Below are 20523 nucleotides of genomic sequence, written 5' to 3' on the forward strand. Positions count from 1 at the left end.
GCGCACTTGCTGATCGAGTATGGTGCCGGGCCGGGGGAGTGTGTGGCGCTGCTGGCCGAGCGTTCGGCGCAGGCCGTGGTCGCGATGCTGGCGGTGCTCAAGACCGGGGCGGCCTACCTGCCCATCGATCCGGGCCTGCCCACGGCGCGAATCGAATTCATGCTCGCCGACGCCATACCGATCGCCGCGGTCACCACGGCGGCGGTGCGCTCGCGGCTCGACGGCTCCGACCTGGCGGTCCTCGATTTCGACGACCCCGAGCTGGCAACCCAACCCAGCGGCCCGCCCCCGGCGCCGGACCCGGAGGACGTCGCGTACGTGATCTACACCTCGGGGACCACCGGGGTCCCCAAGGGCGTGGCCGTCACCCACCACAACGTCACCCAATTGCTGGAGTCGGTGGACCGAGAACTCGAACTCGGTGCGGTGTGGTCGCAGTGCCACTCGCTGGCCTTCGACTTCTCGGTCTGGGAGATCTTCGGCGCGCTGCTGCGCGGCGCGCGGCTGGTCATCGTCCCCGACAGCGTCGTCCGCTCACCGGAAGAACTGCAGGCCACGCTCGTTCGCGAACGGGTCAGCGTGCTCAGCCACACCCCCTCCGCGGTCGCCGGGCTGTCGCCGCAGGGCCTGGATTCGGTGGCCACGCTGGTGATGGGCGGGGAGGCGTGTCCACCGGAGGTGGTGGACCGGTGGGCTCCCGGCAGGGTGATGGTCAACCAATACGGCCCGACCGAGACCACGATGTACGCGGCGATGACGGCGCCGCTGACCGCGGGAGCCGGGACGCCGCCGATCGGGTCGCCGGTGCCCGGCGCGGCGTTGCTCGTCTTGGACAGGTGGCTGCGGCCGGTGCCCGAAGGCGTGGTCGGCGAACTGTACGTGGCGGGCCGCGGCGTGGCGCGCGGCTACCTGGGCCGGGCCGGCCTGACGGCGTCGCGGTTCGTGGCCTGCCCGTTCGGCCAGGCCGGGGCGCGCATGTACCGCACCGGCGACCTGGCGCGCTGGGATGCCGACGGGCAACTGCATTACCTCGGGCGGATGGACGATCAGGTCAAGATCCGCGGCTACCGCATCGAGCTCGGCGAAATCCGTGCCGCCCTAACGGGTTTGCGTGGCGTCGGACAGGCCATCGTGCTCGTTCGCGAGGACCGCCCCGGCGACAAGCGGCTGATCGCCTACGTCACCGGAACCGCCGACCCTGCCGACCTCCGCGGCCAGCTGGCCGACCGGCTCCCCAACTACATGGTCCCCGCGGCCGTCGTCGCGCTGGACGCGATCCCGCTGACCCTCAACGGCAAACTGGACATCCGCGCCCTGCCCGCACCGGACTACGAAAGCGCCGAGAATTACCGCGCTCCCGGGGACGCCGTCGAGGAGATCCTGGCCGGCATCTACGCCCAGGTGCTCGGCGTGGAGCGGGTCGGGGTCGACGACTCGTTCTTCGACCTCGGCGGCGACAGCATCCTGTCGATGCAGGTGGTGGCCAGGGCCCGGGCGGCCGGCGTCGTCTTCCGCCCACGCGACGTCTTCGTCGAGCAGACGGTGGCCCGGCTGGCCCGGGTGGCCGGGGTGGCCATCGACGACCGCGTGGTCGACGAGGGCGTCGGCCCGGTGGTGGCGACCCCGATCATCCGCTGGCTGCACAGCGTCGACGGCCCGGTCGAGGAGTTCAACCAGACCATGGTCGTGCGGGCGCCCGACGGCGTCACCCACGACGACGTGGTGGCTCTGCTGCAGGCCCTGATCGATCGGCACCCCATGCTGCGGCTGCGTGTCGACGACGACGGCGCCGGCGGCTGGTCGCTGCACGCGGCCGAGCCCGGCGCGATCCAAGCGCGCGAGTCGGTGCACACCGTGGAGGCATTGACGCGCGAAGCGCTGGTGACGGCGCGGTCGCGGTTGAACCCGGCCGCGGGCGTGGTGCTGCGCGCCGTCTGGGCCGAGCCCACCGGACGGCTGGCATTGATCGTCCACCACCTGGCCGTCGACGGGGTGTCGTGGCGAATCTTGTTGGAAGACTTGAACATCGCCTGGGTCCAACAGCACGGCGGCCGACCAGTGACGCTGCCGACGGGCGGGACGTCATTCGCCCACTGGGCTTCGCTGCTGGCCGGGCACGCCCGGCGGCCCGAGACCATCGCGGCGGCCGAAGCGTGGCGCCGGGTGGCCGCGACCCCGCCGCCGCTGCCGGCCCCGCGGCCGGAAACCGACACCTACGAGACGGCCGACCATTTGTCGGTGTCGCTCGATCCCGAAATCACGCGCATGTTGCTGGGGGCAGTGCCGGCGGCGTATCACGCCGGTGTCCAGGATATTTTGGTGGTCGCCTTCGGGTTGGCGATCAACGAATTCCTGGGCACCGGCGCGCCGCTTTGTATCGACGTCGAGGGCCACGGCCGCGACGAAGACGTGGGTCCGCGGGTGGACCTGTCGCGCACGGTCGGGTGGTTCACCGCCAAATACCCTGTCGCGCTTCGCTTCGGTATGCCGCAGTGGGCGAAGATCGTCTCGGGCGAGGCCGAACTGGGGACGCTCGTCAAGGACGCCAAAGAACAGCTGCGCGCGCTGCCGGACGGCCTCACCTACGGGCTGCTGCGCTACCTGAATCCCGAAGTGGGGCTGGACGGCCCTGATCCGGTCATCGGCTTCAACTACCTGGGCCGGCTCGGCGGCGCGGCCGACCTGTCGGACGCATTGTGGCGCCCCGACGAGGACAGCCTGCCGCTGACCGCCGCGACCGCGGCGCTGCCCATCCCGCTGGGGCACGCGCTGGAGCTGAACGCCGGCACCATGGAAACGGCGAACGGGCCGCTCCTGCAGGCCAATTGGACGTGGGCGCCCTCGGTCCTGCAGCGCGGCCAGGTCCGTCGGCTCAGCCGATTGTGGTGTGACGCCCTGGCCGGCATCTGCGCCCATGTGCGCAACGGCGGGGGTGGACTGACCCCGTCGGACGTCGCCCCCGCCCGGCTGAGCCAGCAGCAGATCGACGAGCTGTGCCGCCGCTACCCGGTCGCCGACGTGTTGCCCCTGACCCCGCTGCAACAGGGCCTGCTGTTCCACGCCACCAACGGGCGCGAACCCGGCGACGACGTGTACGCGGTCCAGCTGGACATCACCGTGTGCGGACCGCTCGACCCGCAGCGGCTGCGCGCGGCGGTCCACACCGTGCTGCACCGGCACCCCAACCTGATGGCCCGGTTTTGCGACGACTTCGACGAACCGGTGCAGATCATTCCGCCCGAGCCGGCCATGGCGTGGCGCTACCTACAACTCGACGTCGACGACCCCGATCCGGACGCGCGGATCGGGCAGCTGAGCGCCGCCGAACGCGCCGCGGTGTGTGACCTGGCCGCCCGGCCGGCGTTGCGGGCCGCGCTGATCCGCACCGGGGAAGCCCGGCACCGCTTCGTGCTCACCGTGCACCACATCGTGATGGACGGGTGGTCGCTGCCGATCGTGCTCCAGGAGATCTTCGCCGGCTATTACCGCGAGCGGATGCCGGCGGCGGCGCCGTATCGCCGCTACCTCACCTGGCTGGCCGACCGGGACGTGCCGGCCGCGCGGGCGGCGTGGCGGGAGGTGCTCGACGGGTTCGACACCCCGACGCTGGTGCGCCCACCGGGCCAGGTGGGGCCGCGGGGGGTTGCCACGTTCAGCGTGCCGGCGGTCACCACGCGGGCGTTGGGCGGGCTCGCCCGCTCCTCGCTCACCACGGTAAGCACGGTCCTGCAGGCCGGTTGGGCGCAGCTGCTGGCCTGGCTGACCGGCCAGGACGACGTGGTTTTCGGCGCCGTCGTCTCGGGCCGCCCGGCCGACGTGCGCGGGGCGGAATCGATGGTCGGCCTGCTGATCAACACGGTTCCGGTGCGGGCCGCCCTCACCGCGGCGACCACCGTCGCCGGCCTGCTCGAGCAGTTGCGCCGCGCCCACAACCACACCCTCGAGCACCAACACCTGGCGCTGCCCGAAATCCACCGGGCCACCGGCCACGAGCAATTGTTCGACACCCTGTTCGTGTACGAGAACTATCCGATCGACCGGGCGGCGCTGGCCGGCGTACACGAAGTCACCGTCACCGACTTCACCAGCCGCGAGTTCAACCACTACCCGCTGTCCGTGCAGGCGGTGCCGGGCGACGAACTGGGGCTGCGCGTCGAATTCGACACCGAGGTGTTCGACGCGGACGGCATCGCGGCGATGATCAACCGGTTCAGCCGGGTGCTGGAGGCGATGGTCGCCGATCCCACCCGCCTGCTGTCGACGATCGATGCGCTCGACGAGTCCGAGCACGTCCGGCTGGGCGCGTGGGGGAACTGTGCGGTTCTCACCGAGCCGGTGATCGGGGTGTCGATCCCCGAGGCGTTCGCAACCCACGTCGCCCGCACCCCGGACGCGGTGGCGCTGCGCTTCGAGGGCCGCTCCATGACCTACCGCGAGCTGGACGCGGCCGCCAACCGCCTGGCGCACCTGCTGGCCGACCGCGGTGCTGGGCCGGGTACCTTTGTGGCGCTGCTGTTTTCGCGGTCCGCCGACGCGGTCGTCGCGATGCTGGCGGTGCTCAAGGCGGGGGCGGCCTACCTGCCGATCGACCCGGGGCTGCCCGACGCGCGAATAGATTTTCTGATCGCCGACGCCGCGCCGATCGTCGCCCTGACCACGGCGGAGCTTCGGTCGCGGCTGGACGGCGCCGCGCTGGCGGTGATCGACGTCGCCGACCCGTCGGTGACCGCACGACCGGCCACCGCTCCGCCCGGCCCCAGCCCCGCCCCGGGGGACCTCGCGTACCTGATCTACACGTCCGGCACCACGGGCGCACCCAAGGGCGTGGCGGTCACCCACCACAACGTGACCCAGCTGATGGCGTCGCTGCACGCGCCGCTGCCGGCGGCGGGGATTTGGTCGCAGTGTCACTCGCCGGCCTTCGACGTCTCGGTCCAGGAGATCTTCGGCGCGCTACTGGACGGGGGCCGGCTGGTCGTGGTGCCCGAGCCGGTGGTGCACTCGCCGGAAGACCTGCGCGCCTTGCTCATTCGCGAACGGGTCAACGTGCTGAGCCAGACGCCGTCCGAGGCGGGTGCCCTGTCACCCGACGGCCTGGACGGCGTCGCGCTGGTGATCGGCGGTGAGCCCTGCCCCGCCGAGCTGGTGGATCGGTGGGCGCCCGGGCGGGTGATGGTCAACGCGTACGGCCCGACCGAGACCACGGTGGACGCGGCGATCAGCGCGCCGCTGACCGCCGGGGCGGGCGCGCCGATCGGGTCTCCGGTCTCCGGCGCCGCGTTGCTGGTGCTGGACAAGTGGCTGCGCCCGGTGCCGGGCGGGGTGGTCGGCGAGCTGTACATCGCCGGGCGCGGTGTGGCCTGCGGGTACCTGGACCGGTCCGGGTTGACCGCGTCGCGGTTCGTCGCGTGCCCGTTCGGCGGGACCGGAGCGCGCATGTACCGCACCGGGGACCTGGTGCGCTGGGGCGCCGACGGGCGGCTGCGGTACGTGGGACGGGCCGACGACCAGGTCAAGATTCGCGGCTACCGCGTCGAGCTCGGTGAAATCCAGACCGCCCTGACCGCTTTGGCGGGGGTGGAGCGGGCGGCGGTGATAGCCCGCGAGGGCCGGCTGGTGGGTTACGTCACCGGAACGGCCGACCCGGCCGTCGCCCGCGCCGCGCTCGCCGAGCGGCTGCCCGCCTACATGGTGCCCGCCGCGCTCGTGGTGTTGGACGCTATCCCGTTGACGGTCAACGGGAAACTGGACGTTCGGGCCCTGCCGGAGCCGGAATTCCACGACGCCGACGCGTACCGCGCCCCGGCGAACCCGGTCGAGGGAATCCTGGCCGAGATCTACGCCCGGGTACTGGGCCTGGCCCGGGTGGGGGTCGACGAGTCGTTCTTCGACCTGGGCGGCGACTCGCTGGCGGCCATGCGGCTGGCCGCCGCCGTCAACGCGGGCCTGGACGCCGGCCTATCGGTGCGTACGGTGTTCGAGGCGCCCAGCGTGCGCCGGTTGGCGCCGCTGCTCGGCGCGGGCGTCGACGGTCCGGCGCGGGTGGTGGCCGGCCCGCGTCCGGCGGTGCTGCCCCTGTCGTTCGCGCAGTCCCGGTTGTGGTTCATCGACCAGTTGCACGGGCCGTCGCCGGTCTACAACATGGCCGCGGCGTTGCGGATGCGCGGACACCTCGACGTCGAGGCGCTGGGCGCCGCGCTGGCCGACGTGCTGGCCCGCCACGAGACGCTGCGCACGGTGTTCGTCGCCGTCGAGGGCACGCCCCAGCAGGTGGTGGTGGCGCCGGAGCGCGCCGCCGCCGGGTGGGATGTCGTCGACGCCGCCGGATGGCCGGCCGAGCGGTTGGATGAGGCCGTCGGGGCGGCCGCCGCGGATCCGTTCGACCTGACCGCCGAGATGCCCCTGCGGGCGAGACTTTTCCGGGTGGCCGAGGACGAGCACCTGCTGGTGGCCGTGGTGCACCACATCGCGGCCGACGGCTGGTCGCTCACCCCGCTGGTGCGCGATCTCGGCGTGGCCTACGCCGCCCGGTGCGCGGGCCGGGCGCCGGGCTGGGCGCCGTTGGCGGTGCAGTACGCCGACTACACGCTGTGGCGGCGCGAGCAGCTCGGTGATCTCGACGACCCGGACAGCCCGATCGCCGGGCAGCTGCGCTACTGGCGGAACGCGCTCGAAGGGATGCCCGAACGCCTGGAGCTGCCCACCGATCGCCCCTACCCGGCGGTGGCCGATTATCGCGGGGCCACCGTGACCGTCGAGTGGCCGGCCGAGTTGCAGGACGGGGTACGCGAGCTCGCGCGGGCGCACAACGCGACCAGTTTCATGGTCGTGCAGGCCGCCCTGGCGGTGCTGCTCGCCAAGCTGAGCGCGAGTTCCGATGTGGCCGTGGGCTTTCCGATCGCCGGACGCCGCGATCCCGCGCTCGACGAGGTGGTGGGCTTCTTCGTCAACACCCTGGTGCTGCGCGTCGACCTGGGCGGAAACCCCACCGTCGCCGAGCTGGTGGCCCAGGTGCGCCGGCGCAGCCTGGCCGCCTACGAGCACCAGGACGTGCCGTTCGAGGTGCTCGTCGAACGGCTCAACCCCACCCGCAGCCTCGGCCACCATCCGCTGGTTCAGGTGATGCTCGCCTGGCAGAACAACGAACCCGTCGATCTGGGCCTGGGTGACGTGCAGGTCACCGCGTTGCCGGTGGACACCCGCACCGCCCGCACCGATCTGTTGTTCTCGCTGGCCGAACGCTGGACCGGCGACGGCCGGTCCGCCGGCATCGGCGGGGCGGTGGAGTTTCGTACCGACGTGTTCGACACCGCCACCGTCGCAACGCTTGTCGCGCGGCTGCGGCGGGTGGTGGCGGCCATGGCCGACGAGCCCGGCCGTCGGCTGTCGTCGATCGACGTGCTCGACGAGGCGGAGCATGCCCGCCTCGAGGTCGTCGGCAACCACGCCGCGCTGAGCCGGCCCGCGCCGGCGGGACTGTCCATTCCCCAGATATTCGCCGCCCAGGTGAACCGCACCCCGGAGGCGGTGGCGATCAGCTGCGGAAATCGCTCCTGGACCTACGGCCAGTTCGACGTCGCCGCAAACCGGTTGGCGCACCTGCTCACCGAGCACGGCGCGGGCCCGGGGGAGCGGGTCGCCCTGCTGATTCCCCGGTCGGCCGGGGCCGTCGCGGCGATGCTGGCCGTCCTGAAATCCGGTGCGGCCTATGTGCCGATCGACCCGGCGCTGCCGGCGGCACGGGTCGGCTTCATGCTGCGCGACTCCGCGCCGGTGGCCGTGCTCACGACGAGTGGGCTGCGGTCGCGGCTGGAGGGCTGCGGCCTGCCGGTCCTCGAGATCGACGACCCGCTGGTCGATACGTTGCCCGGCGCGGCGCTGCCGCCCCCGCGCCCGGAGGACGTGGCCTACGTCATCTACACGTCGGGTACGACCGGCGTCCCCAAGGGGGTGGCCGTCACCCACCGCAACGTCGCCCAATTGCTCGACTCGCTGGACGACGAACTGGAGCTGGGCCAGGTGTGGACGCAGTGCCATTCGTTGGCCTTCGACTTCTCGGTGTGGGAGATTTTCGGCGCGCTATTGCGCGGCGGACGGCTGGTGGTGGTGTCCGACGCGGTGGTGCGCTCGCCGGAAGAGCTCTATGCGTTGCTGGTTCGCGAACAGGTCAGCGTGCTGAGCCAGACGCCGTCGGCGTTCGACGCGCTGCAGACCGCCGATGCGCTCGCACCCGACCTCGCCCAACAGCTCAAGCTGCAGACGTTGGTGTTCGGTGGTGAAGCGCTCGAAGCCCGGCGGCTGGGCAAGTGGCTGGACAACCACCCGGGACTGCCGCGGCTGATCAACATGTACGGCACCACCGAGACCACGGTGCATGCCTCGTTCCGCGAGCTCGGCGCCGGCGACGTCGGCGCCGATGCCAGCCCCATCGGGGGGCCCCTGGCGCACCTCGCCTTCTTCGTGCTGGACCACTGGTTGCGGCCGGTGCCGGCCGGGGTGGTGGGCGAGCTGTACGTGGCCGGCCGCGGCTTGGCGTACGGGTACGTGGGCCGGTCCGGGCTGACCGCGTCGCGGTTCGTGGCGTGCCCGTCGGGGCCGCCCGGACAGCGGATGTATCGCACCGGGGATCTGGTGCGCTGGGGCCCCGACGGGCAGCTGCGATACCTCGGCCGCGCCGACGACCAGGTCAAGATTCGCGGCCACCGCATCGAACTCGGCGAAATCCACACGGCGCTAACGGGTTTGGCCGGGGTAAAGCGGGCGGCGGTAATCGCCCGCGAGGACCGCCCCGGCGACAAGCGGCTGGTGGGCTACGTGACCGGCACCGCCGATCCGGCCGGCGTCCGGGCCGCGCTCGCGGAACGGTTGCCCGCCTACATGGTGCCTTCCGCGGTCGTCGTCGTCGACGCGATCCCGTTGACGGTCAACGGCAAACTCGACACCCGGGCCCTCCCGGCGCCCGACTACCGCGGCGCCGCCCAGTACCGCGCCCCGGCCACCGCCACGGAAGAAATCCTGGCCGGCATCTACGCCCAGGTCCTCGGCCTCGACCGCGTCGGCGTCGACGACTCGTTCTTCGACCTCGGCGGGGACTCGCTCGCGGCGATGCGGTTGATCGCGGCGGTCAACGCCGGCCTGAACGCGCACCTCGGGGTGCGGTCCCTGTTCGAGGCGCCCACGATTCACCAGTTGGCGCCGCGCCTCGGTGCGGACGGGGCGGGGCGCACACCGCTGGTGGCGATCGAGCGGCCCGCCGTGATCCCGTTGTCGTTCGCCCAGTCCCGGCTGTGGTTCCTGGACCAGCTGCAGGGCCCGTCGGCGGTGTACAACATGGCGGCGGCGCTGCGCCTGCGGGGAGGCCTGGACGCCGACGCGCTGGGCGCCGCGCTGGGCGACGTGGTCGCCCGCCACGAAAGCCTGCGCACGGTGTTAATCGCGGCGGAGGGGACACCCCAACAAGTGGTGGTGCCGCCCGAAGCGGCCGATGTGGCCTACGACGTGGTCGACGCCACCGCCTGGTCGCCGGGCCGGCTGGCCGAGGCCGTGGAGGCGGTGGCCCACTACGCGTTCGACCTGGGGACCGAAATCCCCTTGCGCGCGTGGCTTTTCCGAACGGCTGCCGACGAGCACGTGCTCGTGTCGGTGCTGCACCACATCGCCGCCGACGGCCTGTCGCTCACCCCGCTGGTCCGCGACCTGGGCGTGGCCTACGCCGCCCGGTGTGCGGGCGGCCCGCCGGGCTGGGCGCCGCTGGCGGTGCAGTACGCCGATTACACGCTCTGGCAGCGCGACCAGTTCGGCGACCTGGACGACCCGGACAGCCCGATCGCCGGGCAGCTGCGGTTCTGGGAACACAACCTGGCCGGGATGCCCGAGCGGCTGGTGTTGCCGACCGATCGGCCCTACCCGCTGGTGGCCGACCACCGCGGGGCCACCGTGAGCGTGCGGTGGCCGGCCGAGTTGCAGCAACGGGTGCGCGAGGTCGCGCGGGCGCACAACGCGACCGGTTTCATGGTGGTGCAGGCCGCCCTGGCGGTGCTGTTGTCGACGCTGAGCGGAAACAGTGAGGTGGCCGTCGGCTTCCCGATCGCCGGCCGGCGCGACCCGGTGCTCGACGACGTGGTGGGCTTCTTCGTCAACACCTTGGTGCTGCGGACGGACCTCGGCGGCGACCCGACGGTCGCGCAAGTGCTGGCGCAGGTGCGCGGGCGCAGCCTGGCCGCCTACGAGCACCAGGACGTTCCGTTCGAGGTGCTGGTGGAGCGGCTGCACCCCGCCCGCAGCCTCGGCCATCACCCGCTGGTGCAGGTGATGCTGGCCTGGCAGGGCAACGACGCCACCGACCTGCGCCTCGGTGACCTGAACGTCACCCCGCTGCCGGTGGACACCCACACCGCGCGGATGGACCTGACCTTTTCGCTGGCCGAGCGCTGGGGCGCCGGCGGCGAACCCGCGGGAATCGGCGGGCAGGTCGAGTTCCGCACCGACGTGTTCGATGCCGGCACCATCGAAACGCTGATCAAGCGCCTGCACCGGGTGTTGGTGGCCATCACCGCCGACGCCGGCCGGCCGTTGTCGTCGATCGACGTCCTCGATGACGGCGAGCGCGCCCGCCTCGACGAGTGGGGTAACCGCGCGGTGTGCCACCGGCCGGTGACCCGCCCGTCGATCGTGGCGGCGTTCACCGCGCAGGTGGCCCAGGCCCCGGCGGCACCGGCGATCAGCTGCGGTGACCGCACGATGACCTACCGCGAACTGGACTGCGCCGCGAACCAGTTGGCGCACTTGCTGATTGGTTACGGGGCCGGCCCGGGCGAGTGCGTGGGTCTGCTCGCGGAACGCTCCGCGGAGGCGGTCGTGGCGATCCTTGCCGTGCTCAAGACGGGCGCGGCGTACCTGCCGATCGATCCGGGGCTGCCCCCCGCGCGCATCGAGTTCATCCTCACCGACGCCGCGCCGATCGCCGCGGTGACGACGGCCGGCCTGCGATCCCGGCTCGACGGGTTCGACATCGCCGTCGTCGACGTCGACGATCCCGCCCTGGACACCGGGCCCGCCGGCGCGCCGGCCGCGGCGCCGACGGCCGACGACGTCGCCTACCTGATCTACACGTCCGGCACCACCGGGACTCCCAAAGGCGTTGCCGTCACCCACCGCAACGTCACGCAACTGTTCGCCCCGCTGGACGCGCCGCTGCCCGTGGCGGGGACGTGGTCGCACAGCCATTCGCTGGTCTTCGACGTGTCGGTGTGGGAGATCTTCGGTGCGCTGTTGCACGGCGGGCGGGTGCTGGTGGTGCCCGACGCGACGGCCCGCTCGCCGAGGGAACTGCACGCCCTGCTGAGCGCCGAACGGGCCGGCGTGCTCACCCAGACGCCGTCGGAGGCGGGCATGCTCCCGGTGGAGGGCCTGGACTCGGTCGCCCTGGTGGTGGCGGGCGAGGCCTGCCCGCAAGAGGTGGTGGACCGCTGGGCGCCGGGGCGCACGATGCTCAACGTCTACGGCCCCACCGAGACGACGATGTGCGTGGCGGTCAGCGCGCCGCTGGCGCCCGAGTCGGGAACACCGCCGATCGGTGCGCCGGTCCCGGGGGCCGCGCTGTTCGTGCTCGACGGCTGGCTGCGCCCGGCCGCCACCGGGGTCGTCGGGGAGCTGTACGTGGCCGGCGCGGGGGTGACGTACGGGTACGTGCGCCGGTCCGGGCTGACCGCGTCGCGGTTCGTGGCGTGCCCGTTCGGTGCGCCCGGGGCCCGGATGTATCGCACCGGGGACCTGGCGTGTTGGGGCCCGGACGGTCAGCTGCGGTACTTGGGCCGCGCCGACGATCAGGTGAAGATCCGCGGGCACCGCGTCGAGCTCGGTGAGGTGCGGGCCGCGCTGGCCGGTTTGGCCGGGGTCGAGCAGGCGGCGGTGATCGCCCGCGAGGACCGCCCCGGCGACAAGCGGCTGGTGGGGTACGTCACCGGGACCGCCGACCCGGCCGCGATGCGAGCCGCGCTGGCCGACCGGCTGCCCGCCTACATGGTGCCGGCGGCGGTGGTCGTCCTGGACGCCCTGCCGCTGACCGTCAACGGCAAGCTCGACACCCGCGCCCTGCCGGCACCGGCGTATGCCGACGGCGACCGTTACCGCCCGCCGGCCACGCCCGTCGAGGAGATCTTGGCCGACATCTACGCCCAGGTGCTGGGGGTGGAGCGGGTCGGGGTCCAGGAATCGTTCTTCGACCTGGGTGGGGATTCGCTGTCGGCGATGCGCCTGGTCGCCGCGATCCATTCCACCCTGGGCATCCACCTGCCGGTGCGCGCCGTCTTCGACGCGCCGTCGGTGCGGAACCTGGCTCAGCAGCTGGACCGGCACGCCGACGAGGCCACGCAGCCGGGGCGGGCCAGCTTCGCGTCCGTGCACGGCCGCGACGCGACCGAGGTCTACGCGAGCGACCTGACGCTGGAGAAGTTCATCGACGCCCCGACGCTGGGCAGCGCGCCGGCGCTGCCGGGCCCGAGTTCGGAAGTCCGCACGGTCCTGCTGACCGGGGCGACGGGCTTCCTGGGCCGGTACCTGGCGCTGCAGTGGCTCGAGCAGCTGGAGCTGGTCGACGGGAAGCTGATCTGTCTGGTGCGGGCCGGTTCCGACGAGGAGGCCCGGCAGCGGCTGGAGAAGACGTTCGACACCGGCGATCCGCGCCTGCCGGGTCATTTCGAGGGGCTGGCTGCCGACCACCTCGAGGTCCTGGCCGGGGACAAGGGCGCGGCCAACCTCGGGCTGGACGAGCGGACCTGGCAGCGGCTGGCCGACAGCGTCGACCTGATCGTCGACTGCGCGGCCGTGGTCAACGGCGTGCTGCCGTATCGCGAGCTGTTCGGGCCCAACGTGGTGGGCACTGCCGAGCTGATCCGGTTGGCGCTGACCACCAGAATCAAGCCCTACACGTTCGTCTCGACCGCGAACGTCGGGGACGGCGTCGACCGGGCGGTGTTCACCGAGGACGCCGACATCCGGGAGATCAGCCCCACCCGCATCATCGACGGCGGCTACTCGAACGGCTACGGCAACAGCAAGTGGGCGGGCGAGGTGCTGCTGCGCGAGGCGAACGACCGGTGCGGGCTGCCGGTGGCGGTTTTCCGCTGCGACATGATTTTGGCCGACACCAGCTACGCGGGCCAGCTCAACCTGTCGGACATGTTCACCCGCATGGTGCTGAGCATCGCGGCCACCGGTGTCGCGCCGCGCTCGTTCTACCGACTCGACGCCGATGGCAACCGGCAGCGTTCGCATTTCGATGCGCTGCCGGTGGAGTTCGTCGCCGAGGCGGTCACCACGCTGGGCGCCAAAGCGGTCGCCGGTTTCGAGACCTATCACGTGATGAACCCGCACGACGACGGCATCGGCATCGACGAGTACGTCGACTGGCTGATCGAGGCGGGGCACCCGATCGAGCGGATCGATGACTTCGGGGAGTGGCTGCGCCGGTTCGAGGCCGCGCTGCGCGAACTCCCGGAGCGGCAGCGCAAGCACTCGGTGCTCCAGCTGTTGCAGCTGCCGAGCACCCAGCAGGTCGAACCGGGGGCGCCGGCGCGGGGTGCGCTCGCGTCGACCGACCGGTTCCGGGCCGCGGTGCGGGAGGCCAAGATCGGCCCGCACGGTGACGATCCCGACATCCCGAGCGTTTCGGCGCCGGTCATCGTCAAGTACGTCAGCGACCTGCGGTTGCTCGGGCTGCTCGAATCGTAAGGCGTTGCGCCCCAGATAGTTTCGACGATACCGCGGCATTCGGGCAATGGCACCGCGATTCCTGGCTACCATGGCCGGTGATCGTGACGGTGTCCCGCCAGTACACGGAGTGCTCAGATGACAACAGCCCGCGTGCCCAAACTGCCGCTCGACGAAGCCACCGCCGCGGCCGACGAAGCGGCCGTCCCGAACTACATGGCGGAACTGAGCATTTTCCAGGTGCTGCTGAACCACCCGCCGCTGGCGCGTGCCATCAACGATCTGCTCGCCACCATGCTCTGGCACGGCGCGCTCGACCCGCGGTTGCGCGAGTTGGTGATCATGCGCATCGGCTGGCTCACCGCGTGCGACTACGAATGGACGCAGCACTGGCGGGTCGCCTCGAGGCTGGGCGTGGCCGCCGACGACCTGCTCGGCGTGCGCGACTGGCGGGCGCACGACGGGTTCGGCGCGCGCGAGCGCGCCGTGCTGGCCGCCACCGACGACGTGGTCCGCGACGGCGCGGTGAGCGACGCCAGCTGGGCCGCCTGCGAGCGCGAATTAGGTGGCGACACAACGGTTCTCATCGAGCTCGTCACCGCGATCGGCGCGTGGCGGATGGTCGCGTCGATCCTGCACAGCCTGCGGGTTCCGCTCGAAGAGGGCGTGCCCAGCTGGCCGCCGGACGGTCGGTCGCCCGCCGGGGCCGTGATCGATTGACATATCGATCGGTGGCTCTCTAGCGTCGGGCAATGCGTACCAGAGTCGCCGAGATGCTCGGCGTCGAATTTCCGATTTGCGCGTTCAGTCACTGCCGCGACGTGGTGGCCGCGGTGACCAATGCGGGCGGGTTCGGCGTCCTCGGTGCGGTGGCGCACAGCCCTGCGCGGCTGCACAGCGAACTGACCTGGATCTCCGAGCAGACCGGCGGGAAACCCTTCGGGGTGGACCTGCTGCTGCCGCCCAAGTACGTCGGCGCGGACGAGGGCGGCATCGACGCCAAGCAGGCGCGGGCGCTGCTGCCCGAGGAGCACCGCGCGTTCGTGGACGACATCCTCGCGCGGTACGGGATCACGGCGCCGGCGCAGGAGGCGCGTGCCTCCGCCGGCGGCCTGAACATCTCGCCCAAGGGCTACGGGCCGCTGCTGGACGTGGCGTTCGACCACGACATCAAGCTGATCGCCAGCGCCCTCGGCCCGCCGCCACCGGACCTGGTCGAGCGCGCCCACGACCGCGACGTGCTGGTGGCCGCGCTGGCCGGCACCACGCGCCACGCGCAACGGCACGCGGCCGCCGGCGTCGACCTGATCGTCGCGCAGGGGACCGAGGCGGGCGGGCACACCGGCGAGGTCGCCACCATGGTCCTGGTTCCCGAGGTCGTCGACGCCGTGTCGCCGGTCCCGGTCCTCGCCGCGGGCGGCATCGCCCGCGGCCGCCAGATCGCGGCGGCCCTGGCCCTCGGCGCCGAAGGCGTGTGGTGCGGGTCGGTGTGGCTGACCACCGAGGAGGCCGAGACGCCGCCGGTGGTCAAGGACAAGTTCCTGGCCGCCACCTCCTCGGATACCGTGCGCTCGCGGTCGATGACCGGCAAACCGGCCCGGATGCTGCGCACGGCCTGGACCGACGAATGGGAGCGGCCGGAAAAGCCCGACCCGCTCGGCATGCCGCTGCAGACGGCGCTCGTCACCGAGCCGCAGGTCCGCATCAACTCCGCGGCCGCTCACCCCGGCGCCAAGGCGCGCGAACTGGCCACCTACTTCGTCGGCCAGGTGGTGGGCTCGCTCGACCGGGTTCGCCCCACCCGAACGGTGGTGCTCGACATGGTCGAGGAGTTCATCGACACGATCGGGCGGCTCGAGGGTCTCGTCGAGAAGTGACCGGGCGGCCGGTCCCGGCGAACACAAGGTGAACAATCGGTGCCGACCGGCGAAGCCATATCCGCTGGCCACAGGGCTGGAGGCTGGCTGGATCCTGTGGGATCGCCCCGGAAATCCGTAGAGATCGCGACACGTGGTGCCGAGGCGTTTGACCCGGTCGTACCCGTCGTGCATTATCGGTCGGGTATGCACCTCGTTAGGTGAGGCGTCTACACGAATACAGGCCACTGACCCCGAACGTCGAGAGACGCCCCGGGTCAGGACAGCTCCTCCCGGCTTAAGGGTTGAGCCCAGGTGGCTTCCGGCTCGGATTGTTTTCCAGGCCAGGACACGTCGTGTGGTGCCGAAGCTCTGACGAGAGGGGTGCGGATCTCCGGCGGTCGTCGGGTTTCTGCTCCTCATGCTGCGCGCAGATCGTGTGCGGACGACCGCACGCGTCGTGACCGCGAGGAGGTGAGGGACACATGAGTTCCAGTGACAGTCCGGACCGAAGTCCGAGCTCCGTCTCGTCCCGATCCGGTCTCCGGTTCGACGTCCTCGGCTGAGGCGTCACAACGCTAAGTGGCTTATCGGCCAAGCGTTCTGGGATCGGAACCGCGACGGGACTTCGACACGTCAGTCCAATTAGTCCCCGTTAGAAATCCCCTCCAGGAGGCGACCATGACCGCAGCTCTGTACGACGAAGTGGTGACCGCAGCGCCCGCCCGCACGCTGAAGGTGGTGCGCGACACCGACACCATCGCCGCGCCCGCCAAGAAGAAGGCGACCCGCCGGGCGGACGCCCCGGCCTTCGGGGCCGGCGGCGACCCGCTGGTGGACGGCGCGACCCGCCTGCTGAGCATCCCGCTGCGGCACGTCTACGCGGCCCTGTGGCGCGTCGGTGTGCTCGACATTCAGGCGTGATCCGATGGACAGCGACCAACCACGGCTCCAAGGGGCTACCCGGCCGCAGGCGTGACCTGTGACCAGGTAGCCCCTTGGGGTGCTTGGCCTGAGTAGAATCGACCCACTGGCATCGATCCGGCATCACCGGGGAGCCTTCGGAAGAACAGCCGGCTTCGGCGGCGGGGCCGGCCCAGTAGAACCGAACGGGTGGGCCCGTCACAGCCTCCAACGAGCGGCCACGCGACAGCGCGGCAAGCGGGGTGGTACCGCGGCGCTCGCGCAGACAGCGCGTCGTCGTCCCCGGCCTGACCATAGGCATGCAGGAGACGACGCGCACCGTGACCGAAAACGCTGACGCCAGGGCTTATCCCAAGCAGGCGGGCGGAGCACCCGACTTCCCGGCCCTCGAACTCGAGGTCCTCGACTACTGGGCCCGCGACGACACCTTCCGGGCCAGCATCGCGCGCCGCGACGGCGCCCAAGAGTACGTCTTCTACGACGGGCCGCCGTTCGCGAACGGGCTGCCGCACTACGGGCACCTGCTCACCGGCTACGTCAAGGACATCGTGCCGCGGTACCGCACCATGCGCGGCTACAAGGTGGAGCGCCGATTTGGCTGGGACACCCACGGATTGCCCGCCGAGCTCGAGGTCGAGCGCCAGCTGGGCATCAACGACAAGTCGCAGATCGACGACATGGGGATCGCGGCGTTCAACGAGGCCTGCCGCGAATCGGTGTTGCGTTACACCGACGAATGGCGGGCCTACGTCACCCGCCAGGCGCGCTGGGTGGACTTCGACAACGACTACAAGACGCTCGACCTGTCCTACATGGAGTCGGTCATCTGGGCGTTCAAGCAGCTGTGGGACAAGGGCCTGGCGTACGAGGGCTACCGCGTCCTGCCGTACTGCTGGCGCGACGAAACCCCGTTGTCCAACCACGAATTGCGGATGGACGACGATGTCTACCAAAGCCGCCAGGACCCGGCGCTGACCGTGGGTTTCAAAGTGGTCGGCGGGGCGCTGGACGGCGCTTATCTGTTGGTGTGGACGACGACGCCGTGGACCCTGCCGTCGAACCTGGCGGTCGCCGTGAACCCGGACGTGACCTATGTGCAGGTGCGTGTGGGGGAGCGGCGTTTCGTGCTGGCCGAGCCTCGGCTGGCCGCCTACGCCCGCGAGTTGGGGGAAGAGCCCGAGGTCCTGGGCGGGTATCGGGGCGCGGATTTGCTGGGCACGCGCTACCTGCCGCCATTCCCGTATTTCATGGAGAGCCCCAATGCCTTTCGGGTGCTGCCGGGCGAATTCGTCACCACCGAGGACGGCACCGGGATCGTGCACATGGCGCCGGCCTACGGCGAGGACGACATGGCGACCTGCGACGCGGCGGGCATCGCCCCGGTCACCCCGGTGGATGCCAAGGGCCGCTTCGACTCGACCGTTCCGGATTACCAGGGGCAGCGCGTCTTCGACGCCAACCCCAACATCATCCGCGACCTCAAGAACGGGACCGGCCCGGCCGCGGCCAACGGCGCGGTGCTGCTGCGCCACGAGACCTACGAGCACCCCTACCCGCATTGCTGGCGCTGCCGCAATCCGCTGATCTACCGGGCGGTGTCGTCGTGGTTCGTCGCCGTCACCGCGTTCCGGGACCGCATGGTGGAACTCAACCAGCAGATCACCTGGTACCCCGAACACGTCAAGGACGGCCAGTTCGGCAAGTGGCTGCAGGGTGCCCGCGACTGGTCGATCTCGCGAAACCGCTACTGGGGCAGCCCCATCCCGGTGTGGAAGTCCGACGACCCGGCCTACCCGCGCATCGACGTCTACGGGAGCCTGGACGAGCTGGAGCGCGACTTCGGGGTGCGTCCCGACAACCTGCACCGGCCCTACATCGACGAGCTGACCCGGCCCAACCCCGACGACCCGACCGGCCAAAGCACCATGCGGCGCATCCCCGACGTGCTCGACGTGTGGTTCGATTCCGGGTCGATGCCCTATGCGCAGGTGCACTACCCGTTCGAGAATCGCGAGTGGTTCGACACCCATTACCCGGGCGACTTCATCGTCGAGTACATCGGGCAGACCCGCGGCTGGTTCTACACGCTGCACGTGCTGGCGACCGCGCTGTTCGACCGGCCGGCGTTCAAAACCTGCGTCGCGCACGGCATCGTGCTGGGCTCCGACGGGCAGAAGATGAGCAAGTCGCTGCGCAACTACCCGGATGTGTCCGAGGTGTTCGACCGCGACGGCTCCGACGCCATGCGGTGGTTCCTGATGGCGTCGCCGATCCTGCGCGGCGGCAACCTGATCGTCACCGAGCAGGGTATCCGCGAGGGCGTGCGGCAGGTGCTGCTGCCGCTGTGGAACGCCTACAGCTTCCTGGCCCTCTACGCGCCGAAAGTCGGCACCTGGCGCACCGATTCGCGCCAGGTGCTGGACCGCTACATCCTGGCCAAGCTCGCCGACCTGCGCGAGAACCTGACCCGCGAGATGGACAGCTGCGACATCTCGCGGGCCTGCGAGCACCTGCGCCAGTTCACCGAGGCGCTCACGAATTGGTATGTGCGCCGGTCGCGTTCGCGGTTCTGGGAGGAAGACCCCGACGCCATCGACACCCTGCACACCGTGCTCGAGGTGACCGCGCGGCTGGCCGCGCCACTGCTGCCGTCGGCCACCGAGATCGTCTGGCGGGGGCTCACCGGCGGGCGGTCGGTGCACCTCACCGACTGGCCGGAAGCCGGCGTCGTGCCCGCCGACCCCGAGCTGGTCGCCGCGATGGATCTGGTCCGCGAGGTGTGTTCGGCCGCGTCGTCCCTGCGCAAGGCCAAGAAGCTGCGGGTGCGTCTGCCGCTGCCGAAATTGACCGTGGCGGTGGACGATCCGCGCCGGCTGGAGCCGTTCGCCGACCTGATCGCCGACGAGCTCAACGTCAAGCGCGTCGAGCTGACCGACGCGATCGACACCTACGGCACCTTCGAGCTCACCGTCAACGCCCGGGTGGCCGGGCCGCGGCTGGGCAAGGACGTGCAGGCCGCCATCAAGGCGGTCAAGGCGGGCGAGGGCGTCGTCAACCCGGACGGCACCCTGACCGCGGGGCCCGCGGTGCTGCAGCCCGAGGAGTACAGCTCGCGGCTGGTGGCCGCCGACCCGGAGTTCACCGCGGCGCTGCCCGACGGGGCGGGGCTGGTGGTGCTCGACGGCACGGTCACTCCGGAGCTCGAGGCCGAGGGTTGGGCCAAGGACCGCATCCGCGAGCTGCAGGAGCTGCGCAAATCCACGGGTCTCGAGGTGTCCGACCGGATCGCCGTGGTGATGTCGGTGCCGGCCGAACGCATCGACTGGGCGCGCACGCACCGCGACCTGATCGCCGGTGAGATCCTGGCGACCAGTTTCGAATTCGGCGAACCGGTCGACGGTGCCGACATCGGCGACGGCGTTCGCGTGAGCATCGCCAAAGCCTGACCCGCGCCGAGATCGACGCTGGCGCGCGAAAGTGCGAGGCGAGTAGACGTCGCGCTGGGGTCAATCTCGATGGGAGCGCAGCGCGCGGTGGGCATGGGGCCAGAACGGCATGCCCGCCACGACGGTCGCCCCGGTGGCAATGAGTCCGACCGCGACGTCAACGCTCTCGCGTCCATCCGAGGCCCAGTAAACGTCCTTGAGGTCCAACAGCAGCGCGAGCTCGTCGACGATCATGGCGTTCGCGGCACCGTACGCGATGGCCGCCGCCGGATGCCGCCGCTGCTTCTCGGTTCCGCGTAGCCCCACGCCGCCCACCGTCGCCAGCATCCCGATACCGATGTTGTAGTGGTGAAAGTGCTTCCCGCCCAACGACATCCCGCCCCCCGAGGGACCATGGCCCGCGCGGATCCAATGTGTGAGCGCACGCAGCCCGGCGAACGTGAGGGTGAACGACGTCCACGCCAGCACCGTGGCCTGCTCACCGGGCTGCAGCCGCTCGTTCCACTCATGGCGCACCCGCTCCCACCGAGACGTCGGTGCGTCGGTGCCGTCAGCCTCCATACCCAACGACGCTAGACCCATAGCAT

Annotated in this window: 6 protein-coding genes and 1 riboswitch; of the genes, 5 read left to right on the top strand and 1 reads right to left on the bottom strand. The window is 71.2% G+C overall.

Going from position 1 to position 20523, the window contains the following annotated elements:
- The 5 genes from BST44_RS16790 to ileS all read left to right on the top strand — a co-directional run.
- The coding region (locus tag BST44_RS16790) for a non-ribosomal peptide synthetase (RefSeq protein ID WP_142274539.1) at window positions 1-13731 on the top strand (13731 nt) is incomplete at its 5' end.
- Window positions 13732-13848: 117 nt separating this feature from the next.
- Window positions 13849-14430, top strand: a complete 582-nt coding sequence (locus BST44_RS16795; RefSeq protein WP_083178243.1) for a carboxymuconolactone decarboxylase family protein — start codon at window positions 13849-13851, stop codon at window positions 14428-14430.
- 32 nt (window positions 14431-14462) lie between these two features.
- On the top strand, window positions 14463-15587 hold the full coding sequence (locus tag BST44_RS16800; protein WP_083178244.1) for an NAD(P)H-dependent flavin oxidoreductase: 1125 nt from the start codon (window positions 14463-14465) through the stop codon (window positions 15585-15587).
- Window positions 15588-15772: 185 nt separating this feature from the next.
- Window positions 15773-15957: riboswitch (M-box (ykoK) riboswitch) on the top strand.
- Between the two features lie 290 nt (window positions 15958-16247).
- Complete coding sequence (locus BST44_RS16810; protein ID WP_083178245.1) at window positions 16248-16490, top strand: Rv1535 family protein; 243 nt, start codon at window positions 16248-16250, stop codon at window positions 16488-16490.
- Window positions 16491-16789: 299 nt separating this feature from the next.
- Window positions 16790-19936: an isoleucine--tRNA ligase gene (ileS, locus tag BST44_RS16815; protein WP_439330731.1), complete on the top strand. Its 3147-nt coding sequence runs from the start codon at window positions 16790-16792 to the stop codon at window positions 19934-19936.
- A 60-nt stretch (window positions 19937-19996) separates the two neighbouring features.
- Here ileS and BST44_RS16820 read toward each other — a convergent pair whose 3' ends face one another.
- Window positions 19997-20497, bottom strand: a complete 501-nt coding sequence (locus tag BST44_RS16820) for a hypothetical protein (protein WP_083178246.1) — start codon at window positions 20495-20497, stop codon at window positions 19997-19999.
- Window positions 20498-20523 lie beyond the last annotated feature (26 nt).

Origin of the sequence: Mycobacterium scrofulaceum, from assembly GCF_002086735.1 — a bacterium.
GTDB lineage: Bacteria > Actinomycetota > Actinomycetes > Mycobacteriales > Mycobacteriaceae > Mycobacterium > Mycobacterium scrofulaceum.

Coding starts and splice junctions, on each gene's coding strand:
- BST44_RS16795 (WP_083178243.1), top strand. CDS start 13,849: ATGACAACAGCCCGCGTGCCCAAACTGCCGCTCGACGAAGCCACCGCC.
- BST44_RS16800 (WP_083178244.1), top strand. CDS start 14,463: ATGCGTACCAGAGTCGCCGAGATGCTCGGCGTCGAATTTCCGATTTGC.
- BST44_RS16810 (WP_083178245.1), top strand. CDS start 16,248: ATGACCGCAGCTCTGTACGACGAAGTGGTGACCGCAGCGCCCGCCCGC.
- ileS (WP_439330731.1), top strand. CDS start 16,790: ATGCAGGAGACGACGCGCACCGTGACCGAAAACGCTGACGCCAGGGCT.
- BST44_RS16820 (WP_083178246.1), bottom strand. CDS start 20,497: ATGGAGGCTGACGGCACCGACGCACCGACGTCTCGGTGGGAGCGGGTG.